This is a genomic window from Tenacibaculum sp. 190524A02b (assembly GCF_964036645.1).
Classification (GTDB): domain Bacteria; phylum Bacteroidota; class Bacteroidia; order Flavobacteriales; family Flavobacteriaceae; genus Polaribacter; species Polaribacter vairaonense.
Genome location: NZ_OZ038525.1, coordinates 1328066 through 1354581 on the forward strand (window position 1 = coordinate 1328066; position 26516 = coordinate 1354581).

General features: G+C 29.0%; 22 protein-coding genes. 18 read left to right on the forward strand and 4 right to left on the reverse strand.

What is annotated here, in order from left to right; genetic code table 11:
• The first annotated feature begins 6 nt into the window (after positions 1-6).
• Positions 7-165 carry a hypothetical protein gene (locus tag ABNT65_RS05205; RefSeq protein WP_348706365.1) on the forward strand — a complete coding sequence of 53 codons (159 nt, stop codon included), beginning with the start codon at positions 7-9 and terminating at the stop codon, positions 163-165.
• Positions 166-222: 57 nt separating this feature from the next.
• Here the strand turns inward: ABNT65_RS05205 and ABNT65_RS05210 are convergent, their stop codons facing one another.
• A complete protein-coding gene (locus ABNT65_RS05210) occupies positions 223-864 on the reverse strand; it encodes a protein-L-isoaspartate(D-aspartate) O-methyltransferase (RefSeq protein ID WP_348706363.1) in 642 nt (213 codons plus the stop codon).
• Between the two features lie 185 nt (positions 865-1049).
• Between ABNT65_RS05210 and ABNT65_RS05215 the strand changes: the two genes are divergently transcribed.
• The 5 genes from ABNT65_RS05215 to ABNT65_RS05235 all read left to right on the forward strand — a co-directional run bounded on the left by ABNT65_RS05215 (position 1050) and on the right by ABNT65_RS05235 (position 6365).
• On the forward strand, positions 1050-2009 hold the full coding sequence (locus ABNT65_RS05215; RefSeq protein ID WP_348706361.1) for a Gfo/Idh/MocA family oxidoreductase: 960 nt from the start codon (positions 1050-1052) through the stop codon (positions 2007-2009).
• A 45-nt stretch (positions 2010-2054) separates the two neighbouring features.
• Positions 2055-2942: a 3-hydroxybutyryl-CoA dehydrogenase gene (locus ABNT65_RS05220; RefSeq protein WP_348739170.1), complete on the forward strand. Its 888-nt coding sequence runs from the start codon at positions 2055-2057 to the stop codon at positions 2940-2942.
• 15 nt (positions 2943-2957) lie between these two features.
• Entirely contained in the window at positions 2958-4742 is a 1785-nt protein-coding gene (locus tag ABNT65_RS05225; protein WP_348747356.1) for an aminopeptidase P family protein, read from the forward strand.
• A 149-nt stretch (positions 4743-4891) separates the two neighbouring features.
• On the forward strand, positions 4892-5842 hold the full coding sequence (locus ABNT65_RS05230) for an OmpA family protein (RefSeq protein ID WP_348706353.1): 951 nt from the start codon (positions 4892-4894) through the stop codon (positions 5840-5842).
• Between the two features lie 73 nt (positions 5843-5915).
• Positions 5916-6365 (forward strand): hypothetical protein, encoded by a 450-nt coding sequence (locus ABNT65_RS05235; protein ID WP_348706350.1) that lies wholly within the window; start codon positions 5916-5918, stop codon positions 6363-6365.
• A gap of 27 nt (positions 6366-6392) precedes the next feature.
• Here the strand turns inward: ABNT65_RS05235 and ABNT65_RS05240 are convergent, their stop codons facing one another.
• Complete coding sequence (locus tag ABNT65_RS05240; protein WP_348739175.1) at positions 6393-6617, reverse strand: hypothetical protein; 225 nt, start codon at positions 6615-6617, stop codon at positions 6393-6395.
• Positions 6604-7992: an MATE family efflux transporter gene (locus ABNT65_RS05245; RefSeq protein ID WP_348747357.1), complete on the reverse strand. Its 1389-nt coding sequence runs from the start codon at positions 7990-7992 to the stop codon at positions 6604-6606. The genes ABNT65_RS05240 and ABNT65_RS05245 overlap by 14 nt, the downstream gene beginning before the upstream one ends.
• A gap of 119 nt (positions 7993-8111) precedes the next feature.
• Between ABNT65_RS05245 and tpx the strand changes: the two genes are divergently transcribed.
• The 9 genes from tpx to ABNT65_RS05290 all read left to right on the forward strand — a co-directional run bounded on the left by tpx (position 8112) and on the right by ABNT65_RS05290 (position 16584).
• Entirely contained in the window at positions 8112-8609 is a 498-nt protein-coding gene (tpx, locus tag ABNT65_RS05250) for a thiol peroxidase (RefSeq protein ID WP_348706344.1), read from the forward strand.
• Between the two features lie 6 nt (positions 8610-8615).
• Positions 8616-8996 (forward strand): diacylglycerol kinase family protein, encoded by a 381-nt coding sequence (locus tag ABNT65_RS05255; protein WP_348739178.1) that lies wholly within the window; start codon positions 8616-8618, stop codon positions 8994-8996.
• Between the two features lie 27 nt (positions 8997-9023).
• On the forward strand, positions 9024-11468 hold the full coding sequence (locus ABNT65_RS05260) for a DNA translocase FtsK (protein WP_348706339.1): 2445 nt from the start codon (positions 9024-9026) through the stop codon (positions 11466-11468).
• A 35-nt stretch (positions 11469-11503) separates the two neighbouring features.
• Positions 11504-12157 carry an outer membrane lipoprotein carrier protein LolA gene (locus ABNT65_RS05265; RefSeq protein WP_348706337.1) on the forward strand — a complete coding sequence of 218 codons (654 nt, stop codon included), beginning with the start codon at positions 11504-11506 and terminating at the stop codon, positions 12155-12157.
• Positions 12158-12239: 82 nt separating this feature from the next.
• Positions 12240-13688 carry an LptF/LptG family permease gene (locus ABNT65_RS05270; protein WP_348706334.1) on the forward strand — a complete coding sequence of 483 codons (1449 nt, stop codon included), beginning with the start codon at positions 12240-12242 and terminating at the stop codon, positions 13686-13688.
• Positions 13689-13693: 5 nt separating this feature from the next.
• Positions 13694-14836: a 3,4-dihydroxy-2-butanone-4-phosphate synthase gene (gene ribB / locus ABNT65_RS05275; RefSeq protein ID WP_348747358.1), complete on the forward strand. Its 1143-nt coding sequence runs from the start codon at positions 13694-13696 to the stop codon at positions 14834-14836.
• A gap of 241 nt (positions 14837-15077) precedes the next feature.
• Entirely contained in the window at positions 15078-15698 is a 621-nt protein-coding gene (locus ABNT65_RS05280) for a response regulator transcription factor (RefSeq protein WP_348706329.1), read from the forward strand.
• A gap of 57 nt (positions 15699-15755) precedes the next feature.
• On the forward strand, positions 15756-15929 hold the full coding sequence (locus ABNT65_RS05285; RefSeq protein ID WP_348706326.1) for a hypothetical protein: 174 nt from the start codon (positions 15756-15758) through the stop codon (positions 15927-15929).
• A complete protein-coding gene (locus ABNT65_RS05290) occupies positions 15916-16584 on the forward strand; it encodes a hypothetical protein (RefSeq protein ID WP_348706323.1) in 669 nt (222 codons plus the stop codon). Before ABNT65_RS05285 ends, ABNT65_RS05290 begins: the two co-directional genes overlap by 14 nt.
• Before the next feature lie 45 nt (positions 16585-16629).
• Here the strand turns inward: ABNT65_RS05290 and ABNT65_RS05295 are convergent, their stop codons facing one another.
• Positions 16630-18708 (reverse strand): response regulator, encoded by a 2079-nt coding sequence (locus ABNT65_RS05295; protein WP_348747359.1) that lies wholly within the window; start codon positions 18706-18708, stop codon positions 16630-16632.
• Between the two features lie 197 nt (positions 18709-18905).
• Here ABNT65_RS05295 and ABNT65_RS05300 point away from each other — a divergent pair, with 197 nt between their 5' ends.
• From ABNT65_RS05300 to ABNT65_RS05310, 3 genes are read left to right on the forward strand one after another with little or no spacing between them, the layout of a single operon-like run.
• Positions 18906-21830, forward strand: coding sequence for a hypothetical protein (locus ABNT65_RS05300; RefSeq protein WP_348747360.1), 2925 nt, complete (start codon positions 18906-18908; stop codon positions 21828-21830).
• 20 nt (positions 21831-21850) lie between these two features.
• Positions 21851-24355, forward strand: coding sequence for a hypothetical protein (locus ABNT65_RS05305; RefSeq protein ID WP_348747361.1), 2505 nt, complete (start codon positions 21851-21853; stop codon positions 24353-24355).
• A 30-nt stretch (positions 24356-24385) separates the two neighbouring features.
• A complete protein-coding gene (locus ABNT65_RS05310; RefSeq protein WP_348747362.1) occupies positions 24386-26494 on the forward strand; it encodes a T9SS type A sorting domain-containing protein in 2109 nt (702 codons plus the stop codon).
• Positions 26495-26516 lie beyond the last annotated feature (22 nt).

Here is a 26516-nt window from a genome sequence, read left to right on the forward strand (position 1 = left end):
TTTATGATGAAAAAAGTAGTATTTATTGCAATTTGTATAGTTAGTTTATTAGGGTTTTCTTCTTGTGGAAGTACTAGTCCTTGTGGTTTAGCTAAAACTGATCAAACAAAACAAAACTTACATCAACAAGAAGTTGTTGTTGCAGATGCAACAGTAACTGAATAAGTTGATGATTTCTTTATTCAAATTCAATAAATCCGCTTTTAAGGCGGATTTTTTTTGTTAATTCTTCTTTTTTAACATTGGTACAAACTTAAAATCACCTAATTCATGTTTTTCAAATTCTAAAGGAGATTTTCTTATAAAAAGTGTCATCACTTGCTCTCCTTCACCAACAGGTATTAACAACTTACCTCCTACTTTAACTTGCCCTAATAAAGCTTTAGGTACAAATGGAGCGCCTGCTGTTACTATTATTTTGTCAAAAGGAGCTTCAATAGGCAACCCTTTATAGCCATCTCCAAAGATAAAACGTTTAGGTCTGTAACCTAATTTTGGTAAAAACAAAGAGGTTTTTTTAAACAATTCATGTTGACGTTCAATAGTAAAAACATTCGCTTTTAACTCTAAAAGAACTGCTGTTTGGTATCCAGAACCTGTACCAATTTCTAAAATTTTATCCCCTTCTTTTACCTCTAAAACTTGTGATTGAAATGCAACCGTATATGGATGTGAAATCGTTTGCTCAGCAGCAATAGGAAATGCCTTGTCTTGATAAGCATGTTCTTCAAAACTACTATCTATAAATAAATGTCTTGGAATTTTTCGTATTGCCTTCAATACCTTTTCATCAAATATCCCTTTTGCTTGTAATGTATTTGCTAGTTGATTTCTAAGTCCTTGGTGTTTGGTTGTATCTCTCACTGGTAAGCTAATTTCGACGTGCCAAAAATAGCAATTAATCTGTTTAAAAGTGTATCTTTGTTAGCGTTGATTTTAGTAAAATCAATAACTAGATAGTAACACTTTCATTACGAGGATACAATAAAATCTAATTTCTAAACAAGTATTTTTTATAGTTCCTTTCGTAGCAAAATAAATAGAAAAACATGTTAAAAGCTGGAGTTTTAGGAGCAGGTCATTTGGGGAAAATACATCTGCGTTTATTACAACAATCAGAAAAATTTGAATTAGTTGGTTTTTATGACCCTTTTACTGAAACTGCTGAAAAGGTAGCCAAAGAATTTGGTTATAAATTATTCAACACTATAGAAGAATTAATTGATGCTGTTGATGTTGTAGATATTGTAACTCCTACCCTTTCTCATTTTGAATGTGCCAAGCAAGCTATAGAAAAAGGAAAGCATATTTTTATAGAAAAACCTATTACAAATACTGTTCAAGAAGCTGAAGCTCTTAGAACATTAGCTAGTCAAAATCATGTTCGTGGTCAAGTTGGGCATGTAGAACGTTTTAACCCTGCGTTTACCGCTGTTAAAGACACAATTGACACTCCTATGTTTATCGAAACACATAGGTTAGCTGAATTTAACCCTAGAGGAACTGATGTACCTGTAGTGTTGGATTTAATGATTCATGATATTGATATTATTTTATCTGTTGTAAAATCAAAAGTTAAGAACATTCATGCTAGTGGTGTTTCTGTTATTTCTGAAACGCCAGATATTGCAAACGCAAGAATTGAATTTGAAAATGGATGTGTTGCCAATCTTACTTCTAGTAGAATATCTATGAAAAACATGCGTAAATCACGTTTTTTTCAAAAAGATGCTTACATTTCTGTTGATTTCCTAGAAAAAAAATCTGAAGTTGTTAAAATGAAAGATGCTCCTGAAAAACCAGATGAATTTGCTATGATTTTACAAAATGCAGAAGGTATAAAAAAACAAATTTACTTTGACAATCCTAAAGTAACTCTTAATAATGCTATTTTAGATGAGTTAGAATCTTTTGCTGAAGCAATTCATAATAACACTACTCCTGTTGTATCATTATCTCAAGGAACTGAAGCTCTTAGGGTTGCTCAACAAATCATTGATTGTTTTTAATCTTACCTCTAATTATATACTTAAAAATTAAATAAACTAATAAACATGAAAAATATAGCTGTAATTGGAGCGGGAACTATGGGGAATGGTATTGCTCATACATTTGCTCAATTTGGATATAATGTACATTTAATTGATATTTCTCAAACCGCACTAGATAAAGGTATAGCAACTATCACCAAAAATTTAGATAGAATGCTTGCTAAAGAAAAAATTACAGAAAGTGAAAAAAATAATACTTTAAACAATATAACTTCTTTCACCAATTTAAAAGAAGGTATTCAAAATACGGAACTAATTGTTGAAGCTGCTACAGAAAACGTAGATTTAAAGTTAAAAATTTTTAAAGATTTAGATCAGTTTTCTGATGAAAGTACAATTTTAGCGACCAATACTTCTTCTATTTCAATCACTCAAATTGCCGCAGCTACTAATAGACCTGAAAAAGTAATTGGTATGCATTTTATGAATCCAGTACCAATTATGAAATTAGTTGAAATTATTAGAGGTTATAATACTTCTGATGAGGTAATGGAAACTATTGTGGATTTAACTAAAAAAATTAATAAGGTACCTGTAGAAGTTAATGATTATCCTGGTTTTGTTGCTAATCGTATTTTAATGCCAATGATTAATGAATCTATTGAAACATTATACAATGGTGTAGCTGGTGTTTCCGAAATTGACACGGTTATGAAACTAGGAATGGCTCATCCAATGGGACCTCTTCAGTTAGCTGATTTTATAGGATTAGATGTTTGTTTATCTATCTTAAATGTTATGTATGATGGATTTAAAAACCCAAAATATGCTCCTTGCCCATTATTAGTAAATATGGTTACAGCTGGTAAATTAGGTGTTAAATCTGGCGAAGGTTTCTATGATTATAGTGAGAGTAGAAAAGCAGAGAAAGTAGCTAAAATGTTTTCTTAAAAATTACAAATAATTATGATCGCTAAAAGATTACAAGCTTTAAGAAATTATATGACATCTAAAAACTTAGATGCTTTTATTATACCTTCAACCGATCCACATCAATCAGAATATGTTGCTGCTCACTGGAAACTACGTGAATATTTTTCTGGTTTTACTGGTTCTGCTGGTACTTTAGTTGTAACAAAAAATATTGCTGGTTTATGGACCGACTCTCGTTACTTTTTACAATTTGAAGATGATTGTAAAAACACTGAGATTCAACTATGCAAACAATCTATACCACACGCACCTGAGCATGTTGCTTGGTTATGTGATTTACTTAGTGAAAATAATAGTATAGGTGTTGATTATAGACAATTTTCAAAATCACAAATCGATTATATAGTAAGTTATACAGGTTCTAAAAATATTAGGTTACAAAACGAGCCTCATTTTGTTAAAGAAATATGGGAAAACAGACCTGATTTACCTAATTCTTCTGTAGATATACATCCTTTAGAATTCTCAGGGGAAACTACAGCTTCTAAACTAACGAAAGTACAAGGCAAAATAGAACAATTAAATGCTGACTACTATTTATTTTCATCCTTAGATGAAATTGCTTGGTTATTTAACATTCGTTCTAAAGATGTAGATTTTACACCATTAGTAACTGCATATGCTCTGGTAGGAAAGCAACAAACAACACTCTTCTGTAATACTAATCGTTTTACCGAAAGCGCTATTAAAGCTTTTACTAAACTTAATATAAAGGTTGAGAACTATGATAATATTGCTACGCTACTCCCTGAACTTACTCGCAATAAAAAAATAATAACGGATGCTTCTAGCCTAAACTATGCTTGTTTTGAAGCTACTTTAGGAAGTTTTATTTATAACAATTCATTAGTAAAAGAATTAAAAGCTATTAAAAACGAAGTTGAAATAGCTGGTGCCAAAAACTGTATGCTTAAAGACGGAGTGGCATTAACAAAATTCTTTATTTGGTTAGAAACAGAATTAACTAAAAGGCCTATTTCAGAATATGAAATTGGTAAAAAACTAGAAAGCTATAGAGAGCAGCAAGAATATTATACTGGTGAATCATTCGCTGCTATTATTGGGTATAAAGGCAATGGAGCTATTATACATTATACAGCACCTGAAAAAGATTCAGCCATGGTTAGTAATGAAGGTATACTGTTAGTAGACAGTGGAGCTCAGTATAAAAATGGAACTACAGATATTACTAGAACCATTTGGTTAGGAGGTGAACCTAATAATGAAATTAAGAAAGCCTATACAGGAGTTTTAAAAGGTTATATTGAATTAGAACAATTACAATTCCCTGAAGGTACAACTGGAGCACAAATAGATGCTTTTGCTCGTATTCATTTATGGAAGAATGGATTAAACTTCCCTCATGGTACAGGGCATGGTATTGGAAGCTATGGTATGGTGCATGAACCTGCACAAGGTTTTGCTACTGGAGCTACAACAGCAAGAGGTACTACTCCACATTTGGCTAACCAATTCACAACTATAGAACCTGGTTGTTACGTAACTAATGAGTTTGGAATAAGAACTGAAAATATTGTTTTATCTAAAAAAGTTAACCAAACAGATTTTGGTACTTTTCTTGGATTTGAAGCTCTAACTTTGTGTTATATAGACACCAATCTAATAGACAAAAGTATGCTAACATCTCAAGAAAAAGATTGGCTAAACAGTTATCATAAATTAGTATTTAACAAACTCTCTCCCTTATTAAACAAACAAGAATCGGAATGGCTAGAAGATAAATGTAAATCAATTTAAAAAAATCGCTCAAGTTTTTGAGCGATTTTTTTATACTTTTAGAAATATATATTATACTTCAAAATTCAAACTATCAATGCGTTATTTGTTTTTATAAAAGTTTTCCCTATTTTTAAGCTTTAAACCAAACTCTTTTTATCCCTTAAATTATGAGTAACTTTTTAAAAGCTTTTCTAGCTTTTTTGTGTTGGAGTACTATTGCTATTTTTGTTTATGGTCGCCATTATAATAATACTGAAACAGTATCTACAACACCCGCTACCAAAAAAATTGAAACGAACTCCGAAACTATTCAAACTGAAGAGTCAAAGGATTCTCTAAAAGAAAACTCTAAAGTATCTAAACATCAAAATAGTAAACCAAAAGAAGTTCCTTTACTGGACAACAAAACGAAACCTACTCCACTAAAGTTTAAAGAAAAGTTTATTACAAACTCCAGCCATTCAAGAGTTTTACTACCTAAAAAGTTTTTTTACTTTAAAGATTCTATTTTTAATTTTTTAAATAATAATCCTGATAAGGAAATTATTATAACTGGCTATTATCTTCCAAAAGAAGCTATTAACGACAGCCTAAACTTAGGTATTCAAAGAGCCAATTACCTAAAGAAGAAGTTAATTAACTTTGGAGTTAACTCTAAAAAAATACATGAAAAATCAGCCAAAAAAGATTACATCTATGATGCTGAAGGGTATTATGCTGAAGGCATCTTAATTGAATACCAAAATCTATCAAAAGAAAAAATTCAAAATATAGAGAAAGATATTACTAATAAAACGCTTAATGCGTATTTTGGTAATAATAGTTTTAAGCCAGATAGAACCCTATATACCTATACAAATGAGATAAAAAATTATTTGAATAAATATCCCTCAAAAAAAATTACTATCATAGGTCATACTGACAATGTAGGAGAAGAATCAACCAATAAATTAATAGGCTTACAAAGAGCTAAAAGTGTGGCTGACTATTTTTTTGAACAAGGCATTGATTCTACAAAAATAACTTCCATATCTAAAGGAGAAACCTCTCCTATAGTAGACAATAATACACAACAAAATCGAGCAAAAAACCGACGTATAGAAATTATAATTAACTAAAACCATTCCCTTGACTATTATGTACTTATACTTAACTACTAAAACCTCGCACCTCTTAGAACTCTTTTTCTGGATGCTTGGCGCATTTTTAATTGGCTACTTTTTTGCTTGGCAATACTTCAAAAATAAATTCCAAACAAAATTAGAAGATAATGAAGAAACTATTGTTGAATTAAAAAATGAAATGCAATCTACAATACGTGCAAGAAAAACTGTAGAACGAGGTGGTATAGAAATTAAACAGCCCAAAAACCTAAATTTTGATGTAATTGGAAGCGCTAATGAAGAAAACAAAGATGATTTAACACTAATAAAAGGTATAGGAGAGTTTATTGAAAAAAAATTAAACCAAATAGGTATTTACAATTTAGATCAGATTAGTAAACTTGATAAAGAAAATATTGACACAATTACAGATTTAATTCAATTTTTTCCAGGTAGAATAGTAAGAGATGATTGGAAAGGTCAAGCTAAACAATTATTAAACAAAGAAAACATAAAAGAGGAAGAACCTGAAGAATAACTTCAGTTCTTCTTGTTAAAGTAGTACTTACTCATACTGTTCCATTTCTTTGTCATAAAATGAGCTGGCTTCTTCTATTAAATTTCCTAATTCATTTGCTAAATCTTGTTCATTTTCTCCGGATAAATCTTCAAACCATTCTATCTCATCATCTTTTAAATTGATTAAAAACCTAGGATATTCAGTATGTAAAACAAAAATATCTTCTGGGTTATTACTATTATCCGCAAGTAAAAATTTAGGTAAGTTCATTATTTTCAGTATTAATCAATTTTAAAGTTAAATAATTAAATCGCAAATATAATAGAATTGATGCAGTAGTTAAACCAGCAATTAAACCAAGCCAAATTCCAAAACTTCCATAATTTTCTTGTTTTCCTAGAAAAAAACTGATAGGAAACCCTATAATCCAATAAGAAATAAAAGTAATAATTGTTGGTATTTTAACATCTTGTAGTCCCCTTAACGCCCCCAATACCATTACTTGAATACTATCACTAACCTGAAATATTGCTGCAGCTATTAATAAACTAGAAGCTAAATTTAAAACCTCTAAATTATCTACATAATTTTTTACATCATTCATATCTAAATACAATAATGGTAAATATTCATGTAAAGCAAAAAATAATACACAAAATACTGTAGCTAAAAAAGTACCTAGTAAAAAGATAGAAAAAGCAATTCTACGTAATTCTTTAAAGTTGTGTAAGCCTTTTTGGTTCCCTACTCTAATCATTGAAGTTACTCCTAATCCCATAGCAACCATAAAAGTCATAGACGATAAGTTTAAAGCTATTTGGTTAGCTGCTTGTGGATTTTTCCCTAACAAACCACTTAACCATATAGCAGATGTAAAAATGGCCACTTCAAACAACATTTGCATAGCGCTTGGAGCACCTAAACTAATTATTTTTCTTAGCATGAATACATCAAGTACAAAAAACTTAATTTTAGTAACTAATCTTCTTGTCCTTTTTTTCTTTGTTAACAACCACCATAAAAATAAAACCATGATAAACCTTGATAATAAAGTACCATAAGCAGCTCCAACTATACCTAATTTAGGAAAACCAAATTTTCCAAAAATCAAAAGGTAGTTTAATATAACATTAGAAATGTTTGCTATTAAAGTTGCGTACATAGGGTATTTTGTAATAGACATACCATCGCTAAATTGCTTAAAAGCTTGAAAAATAATCATTGGAATTAATGAAAATGCTACTAAATCTAAATATGGCATTGCTAATAAAACAACTTCTTCTGGTTGCCCCATTAAATATAACATTGATTTAGAAAAATACACTCCTAAAAACATTAATACCCCTATTACAGTACATAAAAATAAACCATGCTTAAAAGCCAACTTAGCTTGTCTAAAGCTATTAGCAGCATCTGCTTCAGCTATTAATGGTGTTATTGCTGTAGAAAACCCAATACCTATAGACATTGCTATAAAAATAAAACTATTACCTAAAGACACTGCTGCTAACTCAGCTGTACCTAATTGTCCTACCATTATATTATCTATAAAACTTACAAAAGTATGACCTAACATACCCAGCATTACTGGAGTTGCCAATTTTAAATTATATTTAAATTCTGATGTATATGCTTTTAAATTCAATTTATTTTTCTAAGTTTTGGAGGTGCGAAGATAGCTCTTTTAAAACTCACAATATTTTATCTTTCTTCATTTTTTAAATTATTTAGTTACCTTTGAAACCGAATTAAAAACTAAAAAAAATGGCCAAAATAACTTTACAAGGCAACCCTGTTGAAACACTTGGAAACCTACCTAACAACAATCAAAAAGCCCCTGATTTCACACTAGTTGCAGGAGATTTATCTGAAAAAAAATTAAGTGATTTTTCTGGAAATAAATTAATATTAAATATATTCCCTAGTGTTGATACTGGTACTTGTGCAACCTCAGTTAGAGAGTTTAACAAAAAAGCGGCTAGCTTAGACAATACAAAAGTACTTTGTATTTCAAGAGATTTACCATTTGCTCAAGGTCGTTTTTGTGGTGCTGAAGGGATTGAGAATGTAGTAATGTTATCTGACTTTGCAGAGGGTAACTTTGGAAAAGATTATGGTTTAGAAATTTCTAATGGACCTTTAAAAGGATTACACTCTCGTTGTATAGTAGTAATTGATGAAACGGGAAATGTAACACACACAGAACAAGTTTCTGAAATTGTTGACGAACCTAATTATGAAGCTGCATTAAAAGCCTTATAATTCTATATGAAAAACCCTAATGATGGATTTGTAAAAGGTAGGTTGCGAAGTATTGGTTTTGCTTTAAAAGGCATGTGGTTACTTATAACCACAGAAGATAGTATTAAAGTACAAACAATAATAGCTGTTTTTGCATCTTGTTTGGGTTTTTATTTTTCCATAACTGCTATTGAATGGATGATTCAATTATTAGTTATTGGATTAGTTCTTATAGCTGAGGCTCTAAATACAGCTATAGAAAAAATAGCTGATTTTATACATCCTAACTACGATGAAAAAATAGGGTTTATTAAAGATATAGCAGCAGGAGCTCCGGCTTTTGCTGCGTTTATTTCGCTAATAATTGCAGGAATAATTTATGCCCCTAAAATTATAGCTTTATTCTAACGTTTTTATTACAGTTAATTTCAATTTATGGCAAAAAAGAAAACAACAGTCAAAAAAACTAAAACAAAGGCACCTTTATTACCAAAAATAAAAAGCTTTGTAAACAATAGACAAAACCAAACCATTTTTGGAGCCTTTCTTATACTATTTTCTATATTTTTAACTGTTGCTTTTATATCTTTCTTTTACTCTTGGCAAGAAGATCAAAGCTCCCTTAATGAATTTTATAACAGAAGTTTACCAACAGAAAACTTATTAGGTAAAGTTGGCGCAAAGCTAAGTAATCTATTTATTTATAATGGATTCGGTTTAGGTGCTTTTATCTTAAATAGTCTTTTCTTTTTTACAGGTGCTCGCATATTACTACAAACAAACTTAAAAAAAATTGTTACTTCATGGAATTGGGGCTTATTAACTATGCTATGGGCTTCTATTGCTTTAGGTTTTGTAAGTCATAAATACGCAGTATTATCAGGAGTAATTGGCTTTGAACTTAATGAGTACTTACAAACTTTTATTGGTAAAACAGGACTTATTATAGTACTGCTTTTCTTTTTCATATCATACTTGATCATAAGGTTTAGTATTGATCCAGATACCATAGTGGAAAATATGGAAACCAAGAAAAAGATAAAAGAAGAGAAAAAATTAGCTAAAAAAGAACTCCAATCTGAAAATGAATTAGAAATAAACGAAACTATAAATGAGGAAGAAAATACCGTAAACGAATTAAAATCTGATTTTGAACTTTCTGTAGAAAACCTACAACCAACTATTACAAAACATTCTGATGTAGAAGTAGAAGCTAAAGAAGAAACTCAAATTCCATTAGACATTACACTAACAAACAATTCAACTTTAAATACTGAAGAACAAAGTAAAAAAGAGGTTGAAGTAGCCATTGAAAAAGTAGCAGAAGAAAAAAGTGTTACTGAAAACTTATCCGATCAATTAGTTAAAGATTTTGGTGAATTTGATCCTAAACTAGAATTAGCCAACTTTAAATTTCCAACTTTTAATCTTTTAAAAGAATATAACGAGAGTATTTCTGTTGACCCTACAGAACTTGAAGCTAATAAAAATCAAATTGTTGAAACTTTAAAGAATTATAAAATAGGAATCGAACAGATAAAAGCTACTGTTGGACCAACTATTACTTTATACGAAATTGTACCCGAAGCTGGTGTAAGAATCTCAAAAATTAAAAATTTAGAAGACGATATAGCATTATCATTATCAGCGTTAGGAATTCGTATTATAGCTCCAATACCTGGTAAAGGAACTATTGGTATTGAAGTTCCCAATAAAAAAGCAACCATTGTATCCATGCATTCTGTAATTTCTTCAAAGAAATTTCAAGAATCACCAATGGAACTACCTATTGCTTTAGGAAAAACAATCTCAAATGAAACCTTCGTAGTAGATTTAGCTAAGATGCCTCACTTATTAATGGCAGGAGCAACAGGTCAAGGTAAATCTGTTGGATTAAATGCTATTCTTACTTCTCTTTTATATAAAAAACACCCAGCTGAAGTAAAATTTGTATTAGTAGACCCTAAAAAAGTAGAACTAACTCTTTTTAATAAAATAGAACGTCATTATTTAGCTAAACTTCCTGATGAAGAAGAAGCAATTATTACAGATACTACAAAAGTGGTAAATACATTAAACTCTTTGTGTATTGAAATGGATGCACGTTATGATTTGCTCAAAAATGCAATGGTTCGTAATATTAAAGAATACAATGCTAAGTTTAAAGCTAGAAAATTAAATCCTGAAAATGGACATCAATTCTTACCTTACATTGTTTTAGTTATTGATGAATTTGCAGATTTAATTATGACAGCAGGGAAAGAAGTAGAAACACCAATTGCCCGTTTAGCTCAATTAGCTCGTGCTATTGGAATCCACTTAATTGTAGCCACACAGCGTCCTTCTGTAAATGTAATTACAGGTATAATAAAAGCCAATTTCCCTTCTCGTATTGCTTTTAGAGTAACTTCTAAAATTGATAGTAGAACTATTTTAGATGCTCCTGGAGCTGATCAATTAATAGGACGTGGTGATTTATTATATTCTGGTGGTAATGATATTACCCGTATACAATGTGCTTTTGTAGATACGCCTGAAGTTGAAAAAATAACAGACTTTATTGGTTCTCAACGTGCTTATCCTGATGCACACTTATTACCAGAATATGTAGGTGAAGAAGGTGGCACAAATCTTGATATAGATATAGCAGATCGTGATAAATTGTTTAAAGATGCCGCTGAAATTATAGTAACTGCACAACAAGGTTCTGCTTCTTTATTGCAAAGAAAGTTAAAGCTTGGCTACAACAGGGCTGGTAGATTGATAGATCAGCTTGAAGCCGCTGGAATTGTAGGTCCTTTTGAAGGTAGTAAAGCCCGTCAAGTATTAGTTCCTGATTTAATTGCATTAGAACAATTATTAGAAAACGAGAAAAAATAGAAACAGAATTTCAAAAAAAGAAATACATAAATAAAATGAAAAAAATAGCATTTGTATTAGTAGGAATAATATTCAGCTTAAACATTGTAGCTCAGAATTCATCAAGTAAAGCTAAACACTTATTAGATGAAGTATCTACCAAAATGGGAGCATACAAAAACATGGTGATAGGCTTTACCTCTACTCTAGTTAATAAAGAAGCTGGTATTACCAATGACCCTCCAATTAGAGGTAATATAACAATTGCTGGAGAAAAATATAACCTAGAATACCTTGGAAATAACTTTTTATTTGATGGAAAATTATTAGCTGTAATTAACCATGAAGATAAAGAAGTTAATCTTACCAAAGGTGATTTAGAAGAAGAAGACGGATTCATATACCCATCTAAACTCTTAACCTTTTACAAAGAAGGCTATAATTATAAAATGGGAGCCCTTAAAAATAGTAAAGGTCGAAAAGTTCAATACATTGATCTAACCCCTATTGATAGCAATTCTGATATTGTTATGGTTAAACTTGGTATTGATGCTAAAACGAAACATATTTATAAATTAATTCAGATAGGTTCTAATGGAGCTGAAACTACTTTTACCATTTCAGAGTTTAAAAGCAATCAACCTATATCTGAAAAATTATTTACTTTCAATCAAGAAAAATATAAGAGTCAAGGATATATTATAGACTAAAATTTAATAAAAGTTTTGTTAATCTTTAATCATTAACAAAACTTTTATGTTTTTATAAAACTAACCTCCTACCTTTGTTTCTGTGAAAACATTAGACAAATACATACTTAAAAGCTTTTTAATTCCTTTCTTTACTACCTTTTTAATCATTTTATTTGTATTAATAATGCAAATGCTTTGGTTAGCTTTTGACAACTTTGCAGGAAAAGGAATAGGAGTTGTTATCATTTTAAAATTTCTATGGTACTCTGCTTTAATGGCTGCTCCACAAGCACTACCTATTGGTGTATTACTTTCCTCAATAATGACTCTTGGTGGATTATCTGAAAATTATGAATTTGCTGCTGCAAAATCAGCAGGTGTTTCACTTCCAAGGATGGTTAGATCTTTAGTATTTCTAGCACTTTTTTTAAGTTTTATAAATTTTCTATTTCTTAATCATGTGTACCCGTATGCTGTGTTAAAACAATTGAATTTAAAAGCAAACATAAAAAAGAAGCAGCCTGCTTTAGCTTTAGTTCCTGGAAGTTTTAATACTGAAATACCAAACTATCAAATAAAGTTTGAGGAAAAATATGGTGAGGAGAATAACTTATTGAAAAAAGTACTTATCTATGATTTATCTTCTAGAAAAGGAAATAATAAAATCATTACAGCCAAAAAAGGCGAATTAATTTCTGAAGAAGGTAGTCGTTATATGACACTAGTTTTAAAGGATGGTTATTATTTTGAACACCATAAAAAAAATGGAGCGACCTATAATGAAAGAAAAAAAATGCCAGCCTCTCATGCAGATTTTGATGAATATACCATTAATATTGATATTTCTTCAATAGATGATACTGATTTAGACGAGTTAAAGTATACCAAAAACTTTAATATGCTTAGTCTTGGGCAATTAAAAGATACCATTCCTTTCTTAAAAAAAGGATATGATGAATACATTACCAGTAGGTCAAAAAACTTATTTCTTACCGTTGATGTTGAAGATTTACATCAATACCCTGATTCATTAATAGACAAACAACTATCTTTAGATATCATAACTAATTTTGAGGTTAGAGAACAAAATAGTATACTTAGTACAGCTTTATCAAAAGTAGATAGAACACTTAATAACAACAAATCATACAAAGAACCTTTAAAGAACAGACGTAAGTGGCTGAATTTACATGATATAGAATACTATAACCGTATGGCATTTTCTTTATCCTGTCTATTATTATTTTTTATAGGTGCTCCACTTGGTTCTATTATTAGAAAAGGTGGTATGGGCTTACCTATGATTTTAGCTATTGCTGTATATGTTTTGTATTTTTTCACCAATACTTTTGGTCGAAATATGGCTGAAGAAAGTTCTGTAACTGCTATAACAGGATCTTGGATAGCTGTAATTTTAATGCTACCTTTGGCCATAACATTAACAGTTAGAGCAACCAAAGACAAAGGTTTGTTTAACATTAATACTATTTTTTCACCAATAACTACATTTATAAAAAATTTATTCTCTAAAAAAGAGAAAACAACATAACTTAAATGGCAACACACACACCTACCAAAATTCAATTAAACTCTATTGAAGAGGCTATTGAAGACATTAAAAATGGAAAAGTTATTATTGTTGTAGATGACGAAGATCGTGAGAATGAAGGCGATTTTGTTGCAGCAGCAGAAAAAATAACTCCTGAAATGATAAACTTTATGGCTACACATGGAAGAGGTTTAATTTGTACTCCTTTAACCGAAAGTAGATGTAAAGAATTAGAATTAGGTATGATGGTAAGTAATAATACCGACCCTATGGAAACTGCTTTTACAATTTCAGTAGATTTAAGAGGTAATGGAGTTACTACTGGTATTTCTGCTTCTGATAGGGCAAAAACGGTACAAGCTTTAGTAAATACAGAAACTAAACCTTTTGATTTAGCCAGACCAGGGCACATTTTTCCTTTAAAGGCTAAAAATGGAGGTGTATTAAGAAGAACTGGTCATACAGAAGCAGCCATTGATTTTGCTCGTTTGGCCGGACTAAAAGCTGCTGGAGTTATTGTAGAAATCATGAATGAAGATGGTACAATGGCTAGACTTCCTCAACTTGTTGAAGTTGCTAAAAAATTCGATTTAAAAGTTGTTTCTATCGAAGATTTAGTTGCCTATAGAATGGAGCATGATTCTTTAATTGAAAAGAAAGAAGATTTTAATATTCAAACTAGGTTTGGAGATTTTCGTTTACGAGCATATCAACAAACTACCAATAAACAAATACATATTGCGCTTACTAAAGGTAGTTGGACAAAAGATGAAGCTGTGCTAACTAGAATTAATTCTACTTTAGTAAATAATGACATTTTAGGAACTTTAACCAATAATGCTGATAAAAAGTTAGATCAAATGTTTAAAGTTATTAATGATGAAGGCAAAGGCGCTATTTTATTTATCAATCAACAAGCACAATCTTTTAATCTATTAAATAGATTACGCATGTTAAAAGATAATCAAGCTAATGGAGTTATGAAAGCCCCAAATGTTGTTATGGATAATAAAGATTTTGGTATTGGAGCACAAATATTACATGATTTACATATTCATAAACTTCGCTTAGTTTCAAATACGCAACATACTAAAAGAGTTGGTATGATTGGATATGGATTAGAGATTGTTGATTACGTTAACTATTAATTTTAAAACTCAATAATACAAAAGAGCTATAGATTATAACTTAACCTATAGCTCTTCTTATTTTTAATACTATTTTACCTTTCCTTTTTCTTATAGTTTATAGCTTCTAAAAAGAAATATTAAAAATATTTTTAACATATTTTTTTATATTATTTGTCATTTTGTTAAATTTATTAAGGGAAACGTCCACAAAAAGTTAAGATAATCTTTTATTTTTGTTAAGACACTAACAAAACTACTAATGACAGTTCATATTGCAGAAAACCACGAGCTAACCGTTAAAGGTTTACAACTTTTATTTCAGGGAGAAAGTATTAACATAGCTGGTGTTACGTATAATGGAGAGGAAACCATAGAGTGGTTTGCAAAAAACACTGCTGATATATTACTTTTAGATATTTCTATGCCAAAGGTTAATGGTATAGAAGTTCTTAAATACTTTAAAGAACATGATATTACTCCTAAAGTAATTGTTTTATCGGCTTATAATAATGACGTAATTATTGAAGCTGTAATTAAATATGGTGTTAAAGGATATATTTTAAAAGAGGAAGCGCATTTAACATTATTAGATGCTTTAAAGGATGTTTATAATGGAAAAACATATTTTTCTAAAGAAATAAATGATAGAGTTTTAGCTATAGAAGATAGAATTGTAGCTATGGATGCTTTGTCTTCAAGAGAAAGAGAGGTTATGAGTTTGTTGTCTAAAAACTACGATTATAAAGAAGTTACACAAGAATTAGGTATATCATCTAGTACGTTACGTTCACATACTAATAAGATTAGAAATAAATTGGGTTTAAAAACTAATGCTGGTTTTGCTAAATATATAGTAAGATTTCTTACCTTGAAAAGCTAAAAGTGAGTAAATAGAGGTTTTTGTAATTTCATGGATTAACTTAAATCCATAGAAATTATGAAAAAATTATTATTAGCAATCGCATTAGTAAGTGTAAACGTAGTATTAACCTCATGTACTGACAACACTGAAGAACATGAAAAACTTATCCAAGAAATCAACGCAATCGACAAAAGCGACGCAGACACCCGAGATAACGATAATCCGGGAGAAGAGAATGATGAAGATTAGTTTTTTAAAATACTTTACTTTTCTTATCTGTATTATTTTATACTTTGGAAGTGATTTTATCCCTAAGTATAATAAGGAATATTTTAAAGCGAAGGAAGTATATGATGTAACTAAGAAAAAAAATACCAAAGCTTTAACCAAACTCAAAGAATATTCAAAAAACACCCAACTATACCAAGATTATTTAGATGTCAATAAAGAAAAAAATTTAGCATTTAAGAATTATAAAAAAGAACAAAAAAATAATGAAGTTAACGGCTTTATTTCTTTGAAAGTTTTTTTAGAAAGGTTCAGTCTAATTTTATTGATTTTCTTATATGCCATGCATAATCTTATTAAAAGTTTGTATTACGAACAAAAAAATATAGGAAATTTAATTATTCATGGAATAATTATATCGGTATGTGTATTTAACTTTTTCTGGATATTCCAAAAGTTTCAAAACTTTAGTAAAGTAACGTATTTATTAATGACTTTGCTTACTGCTTTATTTGTAGTAATTGCAGTATATTTAATAACCAAACGTAAAAAAACTTACGTAAATACTGTAAAAGACAGAATGTTACAAATAGCAAAGAAAGCATTGTTAAATTCTAGACCTGAAAAGCGAAAAGAAATGCTTGATTTCATTGAGCAAATCGCTAAAGAGAAGTAATTTAAAGGTTGCCTTTGGGCAACCTTTTTTACAATCTTATTAAATTTATTTACACGGTTTAAATCCGAAACGTTCTTTAAATATTTTAGAGAAATAAGAAACATGAGAATACCCTACTTCCAAAGAAAGTCTTTTAAGTGAAATATTAGGCTGTAACTCTAATATATTTCTAGCATGGTTTAACTTTATTTCTACTATAAAGTCATTAGGGCTCAAACCTGTTTCTGCTTTAAGTCTTCTATAAAGTGAGCTTTTAGATAAATTAAACTTTTCTGCGATGTCTAGTTGTGTTATTTTTCTCTTAGAGCTTTCTTTGATTATATAAATTTGTATTTCCTTTAATAAATCATCTTGCTCTGTTGCTATTACTGATATTTTTTCTGTTTCGATATAGTTTTGTTGTTTTAGATAGTTTTTTAAACTATTTGATATTCTAATTAATAATTCTTCTTTTTCAAAAGGTTTTTGTAAATAATCATCAATTCCTAAACGTAAAACTTCCAATCTTGTATTTCTATCTCCTACAGCTGTTAACATTAAAATTGGAGGGTGATTATTTTTACGTTCTTTTAAAGCTTTTATAAACTCTAACCCATTCATTTTGGGCATCATATAGTCTGTAATAATATAATCTACCTTATGGTTATTCATTTTTACAATTGCTTCAGCACCATTACTACAAGTAATACAATTATAAGTAGTAGATAATATTTCTTCTAAATAATCAAGCATTTCATATGAATCATCAACAATAAGTATTGTTTTATACTTTACCGAAATATCTTTAATAGTATCTGACTTTTGCAACGGTATTTTATTGATAAATGATTCATTTTCATCAAAAGTGTATTTAGCTACCTCTGTGCTTACAGGCAACCTTATTGTAAAAACACTTCCTTCTCCTAAAACACTGTTAATTAAAAGTTTTCCTTTGTGTAAATCAACCACCTGCTTAGTAAATGATAAACCTACTCCACTACCCCCTGCTCTATTAATATCATTATTTACTTGATAGAATCTATTGCAAATATTGGGTAAATCTTTAGCTGAAATCCCTATCCCTGTATCTTTTATTGCTATAAAAAGCATATTATTTTTTTCAGAAAGTGTTATTGTTACTTCTCCATTTTCATCAGTATATTTTGTTGCATTAATTATAATATTATTAATAGCTCTCTCTAAAAAAATAGGGTCTACTTTTATAGTGCTATTTATATGATTGTGTATATAATTGAATTTAATTTTTTTTAAATCATACAAGGGAATAAAAGAGATATAAATCTTATTAATTAATTCATTAATTTTTATCGGTTTACAATGTAAATTAAAGTTCGTGTCTTCCATTTTAGCTAAATCTAAAACATCATCAACCATATTTTTTATTTTCTGAACTTGTTTATTTAAATTCAACCTTATCATTTTATAATCTTCGCCTCCAATCTTATTTTCATAATTTTCTAATTTGGCTATTTGTCCCTTTATTAAAGTTAAAGGAGTTCTAATTTCATGGCTGATATTAATAAAAAATTGAGATTGAAATTGGTTTATTTGTTCTACCTCATTTTTCTTTGCTTCTAACCTTTTTTCATTTTTATTGTTTAAAACCTTAAAATAATTAATTACAATAAATACGCTAAAAAATAAAAAGACTAATACAAGATCATTGTAATAATGTATTGGGTAGTTTTCAAGAAATAAGTTGGGTATAAAAAAGAATAAGAAAGAAACAAATAGTACTACATAATTCAATGTTTTATTATCTATAAAAATCAAACAAACAGGAGTCACTAATAAATAATAAAATTCTGTAAATCTTCCTGGATATATAAAATTAGAAAACACAAAAGCTGTTACTATTAAACAAAACACATAAATAGAATACGATATAATACTTCTTTGTTTATATAAAAAATATTGTGCTACAATTAACAAAGTAATCATAGTAGCATGTACTATAATGGTAGGATATTCAATAGTTTTCTTAAAAAGTCTTCGTATTATTAAAGACGTAGAAATAACATACCACAACAAGCAAAACCCATTGAAAAACTGAATACGTTTTAATTCTTTTGATGGCATTCTATCATAATTTCCTATTAACAAAAAACGTTGTAAAAAGTTCATATTTCTCATACCTTTAATTTACTAAAAATAAAAATAGTTTATTGCACACATCTATGAATCAAATCATTAATTATTGAATGCTTTGTGACGTTACTTGAATCATTTATGACGTTTGATTATTAAAACGAGTCAATAGTGACGTTGATTGATCTTTTTTTATTCGTTACATAAAATACGTTTGTAAAAAAGAAAACAAGATGACATACCCTAGCAGATTTTACATAGTATTTATTATGCTATGTATTCAACTCACTTTTTCTCAAACTACGGAAATCCCTGATCCAAATTTTGAGCAAGCATTAGTAGACCAAGGTATAGACACTAATGGTGTTACTGGTGATATTTTAAATTCTGATGCTGCCATTAGAGTAACTTTAATAATAAGAAATTCTAATATTTCAGATTTAACAGGAATAGAAGCCTTTACTAATATAAATACCTTAATATGTAGTGATAATAATTTAACTAGCTTAGATTTATCTCAAAATACAAATTTGACCTCTATAGTTTGTAGCTCAAATTCATTAACAAATATTAATATTTCTAATAATCTTAATCTTGAAATTTTAGATTGTAGTAATAATGAATTATCTACATTAAATGTATCTGCTAACACGAACTTAATACGAATTACTTGCAACAATAATAATTTAACTTCTTTAAATACTACTAATAATAGTGCTTTAGAAAATTTAAATTGTAAAGGCAATCAATTTTCTACATTAAATTTAAGTAATAACCCTTTAATAAGTAGTTTAAACTGTAGTAATAATCAAATTACTGATTTAGATTTAAATAACAACAACCTTTTAATTTTTTTAAATTGTTCTAGTAATTTATTAACGAGTTTAGATCTTAATAATCAACCAAATTTAGAAAAGCTAGACTGCTTTACAAATCAGATTTCAGCCTTGAATATTAATGGTTGCCCTCAATTACAATTTTTAAATTGTCATAATAACTCACTTGTTAACATTGACCTTTCAAATAATACTCAACTTCATGAACTAAATTGTAGCAGCAATCAAATTGTTAGTTTAGAACTATCAAATAATACATTACTTCAAGAATTACACTGTGGGGCAAACGCAATTTCAAATTTAGATTTATCAACAAATACAGCGTTAACTTCATTAGAGTGTAATACAAACATGATATCATCATTGAATATTTATAACTGTATTAATTTAAACAACCTAATTTGTAGTGGTAATCAATTACCAAATATTGATATTACTAATAATTCTAGTTTACAAACATTAGTAGCTACTAATAACTTTTTATCAAATATTAACCTAACCAGATGTCAAAATCTTATAGAACTTAATTTATCTGGAAATAATTTATCGGAAATTGATCTTAGTTTGAATGATGTTATTGAAAAAGTTCGCCTTGGCTATAATAATATAGCTAAACTAGATTTAACGTTTAATACACAACTTCAGCTTTTAGAAGTAAACAACAATCAATTATCTGCTTTAGATATTAACAACGCACCTCTTTTAAACATACTTTATTGTCACACCAATAATATCACTACATTAGATACTAGTAATCAATCTAATTTAAATTGTTTAACAGCTCAAGGGAATAACCTTACTTCACTAAATCTTAAAAACGGAAATACAGATATCGGAGGAGGATTAGGCGGATTAGACTTCTGCTACAACATAACTAATAATCCGCTCTTAAATTATGTTTGTGTTGATAACGCTGACTGGGCAGATATAAACCTAACCAATAAAGATATTAGCACAACATATACCGAAAACTGTAATGAATTAGAACCTAGCTCCTATATTCCTGATTCTTTTTTTGAACAAAAATTAATTGATATGGGTATTGACAACAATTTAGATAATTTAATTTATCATTCAGATAGTCATGGTATTATAAAGTTAAATTTAAGTTCAGTTGGTATCGCAAACTTATCTGGTATTGAAGCTTTTAAAGATTTAATTATTTTAGATTGTAATGATAATGCTATAACCAGCATTGACTTAAAACATAATAAAGAGCTTACAAATTTAAATATTAACTCAAACCTGCTAATTAGTTTAGATTTATATTTTAATACCAAGCTAAAAATTGTAAATGCAAATTTTAATAATTTATCTAGTATTTATGTAGGGGAATGTAATAACTTGGAAGAGTTATATGCTTCAGGAGGCTTTTTTAGAACTATTGATGTGTCAAATAATACTGCTTTAAAAAAAATAGATTTATCCTCTGCATTTCAATTACAGGAACTTGATTTATCAAACAATAACAAACTTGTATCTATAAACCTACAAAATGCAGGTGAACTAAAGGCTTTAAATGTTAAAAACGGAAACAATCCACTTATTAAAACATTTAATACAAACAATACTGATAAACTCTACTGTATAAAAGTGGATGATCCAATGTATTCTGAAAAAGAATGGCCTGATGTTAATAACACTAACAGTTTTGATATACACTGTACGATTAATGTTACTTCTAAAATTTATTTAAAAGGAGCAGCTACCAATCCAAATATAGGTGAAGAAACATTAATGCGAGATGACTTAAGGATAAGTGGATTAATTCCAACTACAAGTCCTTATAATGATGAATTAACCTGCAACCCTTCTGTATTTAATACTTCAGATGAAAATGCAATTGTAGATTGGGTATTCATTAAACTTTTAGACCCAACTAATCTATCTACTGTATTATATGAACGTTCTGCATTACTACAGCGAGATGGAGATATTGTAGATATTGATGGGATATCAGATATTTCTTTCTTTATGAAAGCTGGAGAATATCAATTCGCCGTTTTTCATAGAAACCATATACCAATAACTACAAATACAGATATTTCTATGAGCAGTACTCCTGTTACTATTAATTTAACAGATGTAGCAAATGTAATGGGAACTACTAATGCTGTTACGGAAATACAAACTGGAGTATATGCTTTATTTCCTGGTAATGCAGATACTAATAATCAGATACAAACATCTGACATTAATACTGCTATTTCAAACATAGGCCAGTCTGGTTATTCTACTAGTGATATTAATATGAATGGACAGATTCAAACTACAGATTTACCTTTAATCATTTCTTTTATAGGTAGTGGAATTCAGTTTTAAAAAAGTCAAATATAAAATCAATGAAAAATTATATAATTATATTCTTATTAATGTTCGTTAGCTTCTTAAATGGACAAACAACTACTATTCCTGATTCCAATTTTGAACAAGCTCTAATAGATAAAGGGATAGATACCAATGGCTTAAATGGAAACATTTTAAATACCGATGCTGTTAGTGTATTAATATTAAACCTAAATAATAAAATGATTCGAGATTATTCAGGTATTGAAGCTTTTGCCAACTTAGAAGAATTATACACTAAAGGAAACTTTGCTAGAACTCTTGACCTTAGATCTAATCCTAGGTTAAGAATTATTGATTGCTCTGATTCAGATATTATTGACTTAAAAATAAGTAATTGTCCTTTAATAGAAATTTTAGAATGCCAAGGAAATTTTATACATAATTTAAATATTACCAACAATTCTTTTTTAAGAGAATTAAAATGTCAAAGCAATTTTCTATCAATTCTAGAGGTATCAAACAATACCCTACTTACTGAATTAAACTGTAGTAATAACCGTATAGAAACACTTGATGTATCAAATAGTAATAATTTAAACACATTAGACTGTTCTTCAAACAATGTTCTTACTAATTTGACTATAGGGACTAATACTGTTATTACAGATTTGTTTACTTCAAATAACCAATTAAACTCATTAGATTTAACAGATACATCGAATTTAGATCGCTTAGAAGTTGCTAACAATAACCTTACGGAAATAAACATTACTAATAATACAAGTATTAGAGTTTTAGATGCATCTAACAATAATATTTCAGAGATAAACTTAGCTTCCAATTCTTCCTTAATTGAACTTAATCTTAATAATAACCAAATTAGTTCATTAGATATAACTTCAAATACTTCCTTAAGGTCTTTGAAAGTAGCTTTTAATTCATTACGAATATTAGATACAACTACTGCAACGTCATTGTTTAGCTTGCATTGTAATGACAATACTATTAATATACTAGATCTAAGTAACAATATAATTAGTGGGTTACACGCTCAAAACAACAATTTAACATCTTTAAACCTAACAGGATCTGCTCCAAATCCTTCTGCTTATGACATTACCAATAATCCACTATTAAATTTCGTTTGTGTAAGCAGTGCTTCTTGGTCTGATTTAAACTTAACTAATAAAGATTCACATACAACATATACTGAAGATTGTTCGCTATTAGAACCTTCTTCTTTTATTGCGGATACTGCATTTGAGCAAAAACTAATTGATAACAGTATTGATACAAGCGGATTAGACAATCTAATTTATCATTCAGATACTAATGGTATTACTTCTTTAAATGTAAGTACTTCGGGAATTACTGACTTAACTGGGATAAGTGCTTTTCAGGATTTATCAGTTTTAAATTGTAATGAAAATCAACTTACTTATATCGATCTAAGCAAAAATACATCATTAAAAAATTTAAATGTTAGTGATAACGAACTAACATATCTAAATACCGATAATAATGCTAGCTTACAAATTCTTAATGCTAGATCTAATAACCTAGTAGAGGTAAATGTTGAATCTTCAATAAAATTAACAGAATTACAACTTGGTTTAAACCCTATTAGAGAAATCAACTTAAGTGCTAATACCTCTTTACAGATAATCGATTTTACAAGCTCGCTAATACAAGAACTAGATTTATCTAATAATAATAAACTTTTTTATATTAACTTAAGAAATGCTAGAGCACTTAAAGCTTTAAATGTACAAAATGGTAGTAACACAATTATTACAACCTTTAATACTCAAAATACTGAGAGTTTACACTGTATTAAAGTAGATGCTCCTACCTATTCTAAAACGAACTGGACTTTAATTAATAGTACTAATCATTTTAACACCTCTTGTAATATTAGTTTAACAGCCAAAGTTTATTTAAAAGGGGCTGCTAGCTTTGATGAAGAACTTTTAATGCGTGATGATTTAAGAATAAATGGGGTAATTCCAACTACAAGCCCTTATAGTGATCAACTAAATTGTAAACCATCCATACTTACAATTACAGGAGATAATGCCATAGTAGATTGGGTATTAATTAAGCTTATAAAACCTTCTGATTTAAGTACAGTAATGTATGAGCAATCAGCATTACTACAAAGAAATGGCAATATTGTAAATGTAGACGGTATTTCAACTATTAGCTTTTTTATGCAAGCCCAAAAATATCATGTTGCTATTTTTCATAGAAATCATATACCAATTACTACAAACACAAGTATTTCCTTAAGTAATATTCCTACAAATATAGATTTTACAAACGTATCTAATATTTTAGGTAATACTAATGCTGTAACAGAAATTCAAACTGGTAAATATGCTTTATTTGCTGGCAATGTAGACGGTAATAATCAAATACAGACTCCTGATATTACTACGATGATTTCTAATATTGGACAATCAGGATACTCAACAAGTGATGTAAATATGAATGGTCAAATACAAACAACCGATATACCATTAATCATATCACTAATTGGAAGCGGCAAACAATTTTAACTTAAATATTAAATAAAAACATTCTCAAAAATGAAAGAAAAATACATGAATACGAAGATTTTTTTCTACGCAATAGCACTTTTACTAGCAATTGTTAATGAAAGTAGGGCACAAAATATCAGTTATAGTTTTGCTAATGCAACAATTACTAATGATGGAACTGATACTTTTTATGAAGCTGATATTATGATTTCTACAGACACTGACTTCCAATTAGGATTGGGACAATTTTATATTGATTATAACTCAGCTGCGTTTGGAACAAATATTAATGGAGGTAGCTTAAGTTTTGCGCATCCTGCAGCTGCAGCTATTGGGGAAGCTACCTACATACTAGATCAAGATTATTTAGATGCAATATCTCTTTACAATGTTAATCTAGCTAATAATACAAATACAAAACTTTCTGTAGCTTGGACACAGGCACAAAACATAGCTTTTTACCCTACTATTACTGCCTCAGGTTCTCCTCATAAATTTTGTCATTTAAAAATTAGATTTGTGGATACCAATCAAGACCCTACAATTAGTTTAGATAATGTACTATCTCAAGATTTAACTTATAATGCCTCATCTACTCCCTTTGCTGGAGATGGTGCGCAAATAACCAATGATACCTACGACTCTTCAAACACAACTCCAATAATTACATGGACAGGTAATACAGATAATGATTGGCATACTACAAGTAATTGGAGCTCTAACACAATCCCAACAAGCAGCAACACTGTTTTAGTTCCTAACACAGTAACCAATTACCCAACAGCAAGCTCAAATGCCTTTGTAAATACTATAACTATAAACTCAGGAGCAAGCTTTATTGCTCAATCTGGTTTTTCGGGATCTGTAACTTATAATAGAACATTAACTAGTTCTAATTGGTATTTAATTTCATCTCCAGTAATTGGGCAAGATGAAGATGATCTTGTTTCTGAAATTGGTTTAGAAACCGGTACAGGAAATAACCTAGGGCTAGGGAGTTATAATACTGACACTGACATGTGGAGTTATTATCAAAATGGTTCAGCCAGCAGTAATACACTAACTAGCGGTTTAGGGTATTCTGTTAATCTTTCTGGAGCTTCGGGAGAAGTTTCTTTTACAGGAACATTACGTACTACTGATTTATCATTCAACTTAGATACTAATGGTAACGGCTTTAATTTATTAGGAAATCCTTTTACTTCATATATTAATAGTAATACTTTATTTACCATTAATGATGCAATTTTAGATAGTCAAACATTATGGATTTGGGATCAATCAGCAAATGCTGGAAATGGTGCTTATATTACAAAAGTAGCCGCAGATAATTTTCAAATAGCTCCTGGACAAGGATATTTTGTGCAATCAAATGGAAATATAGGATTATATTATGTTAACGAGAGTTTCCTTAGTCACCAAGGAACAGATACTTTTTCCAGAAATACCAATCCTAAATCAGAAATTCATTTGAATATATCTGACAATACAAATAAAATGCAAGCAAAAATATATTACATTGAAGGAGCTACTGAAGGATTTGACAACGGATTTGACGGTCCTATTTTTAGTGGCAATAGAACAGATCATTTAAATATTTATACTACAGCAGTAAATGGGAACTCTGAAAAAAAATTGGCTATACAATCACTTCCAAATCAAAACTATGAGAATATGGTTATCCCAATAGGAGTTCAAACAAAAAAACAAGGTAATATTGCTATAGCTGCTAATTTAATAAATTTTCCTTCTGGTCTCAATGTATTCATAGAAGATACTGTAAACAACACTTTTGTACAACTAAATCAAGAAAAAGACTCTTATAAAGTTACGCTTCCGTCAAATTACAACTCTTCAAATCGCTTTTTTTTACATACCAGTTATAATACCCTATCTACTCTTGAAAATGCAACTACCAAACCAATTAACATGTTTGTTAATTTGCAAAAAGAATTAGTTATTAAAAATTTAGGAACCAATGAAAACATTCAGCTATCCATATATAACACTATAGGTCAAGAAATTACAAATACATCTTTCAATAATAAAATAACCAATACATTGACATTTAATTTATCAAAATTTACCAACGGGATTTACATGGTGAAACTAGTAAGCAACAATGTAAAAACCAGTAAAAAAATAATTATTAAATAAATAAGTTTTATAATAACATATA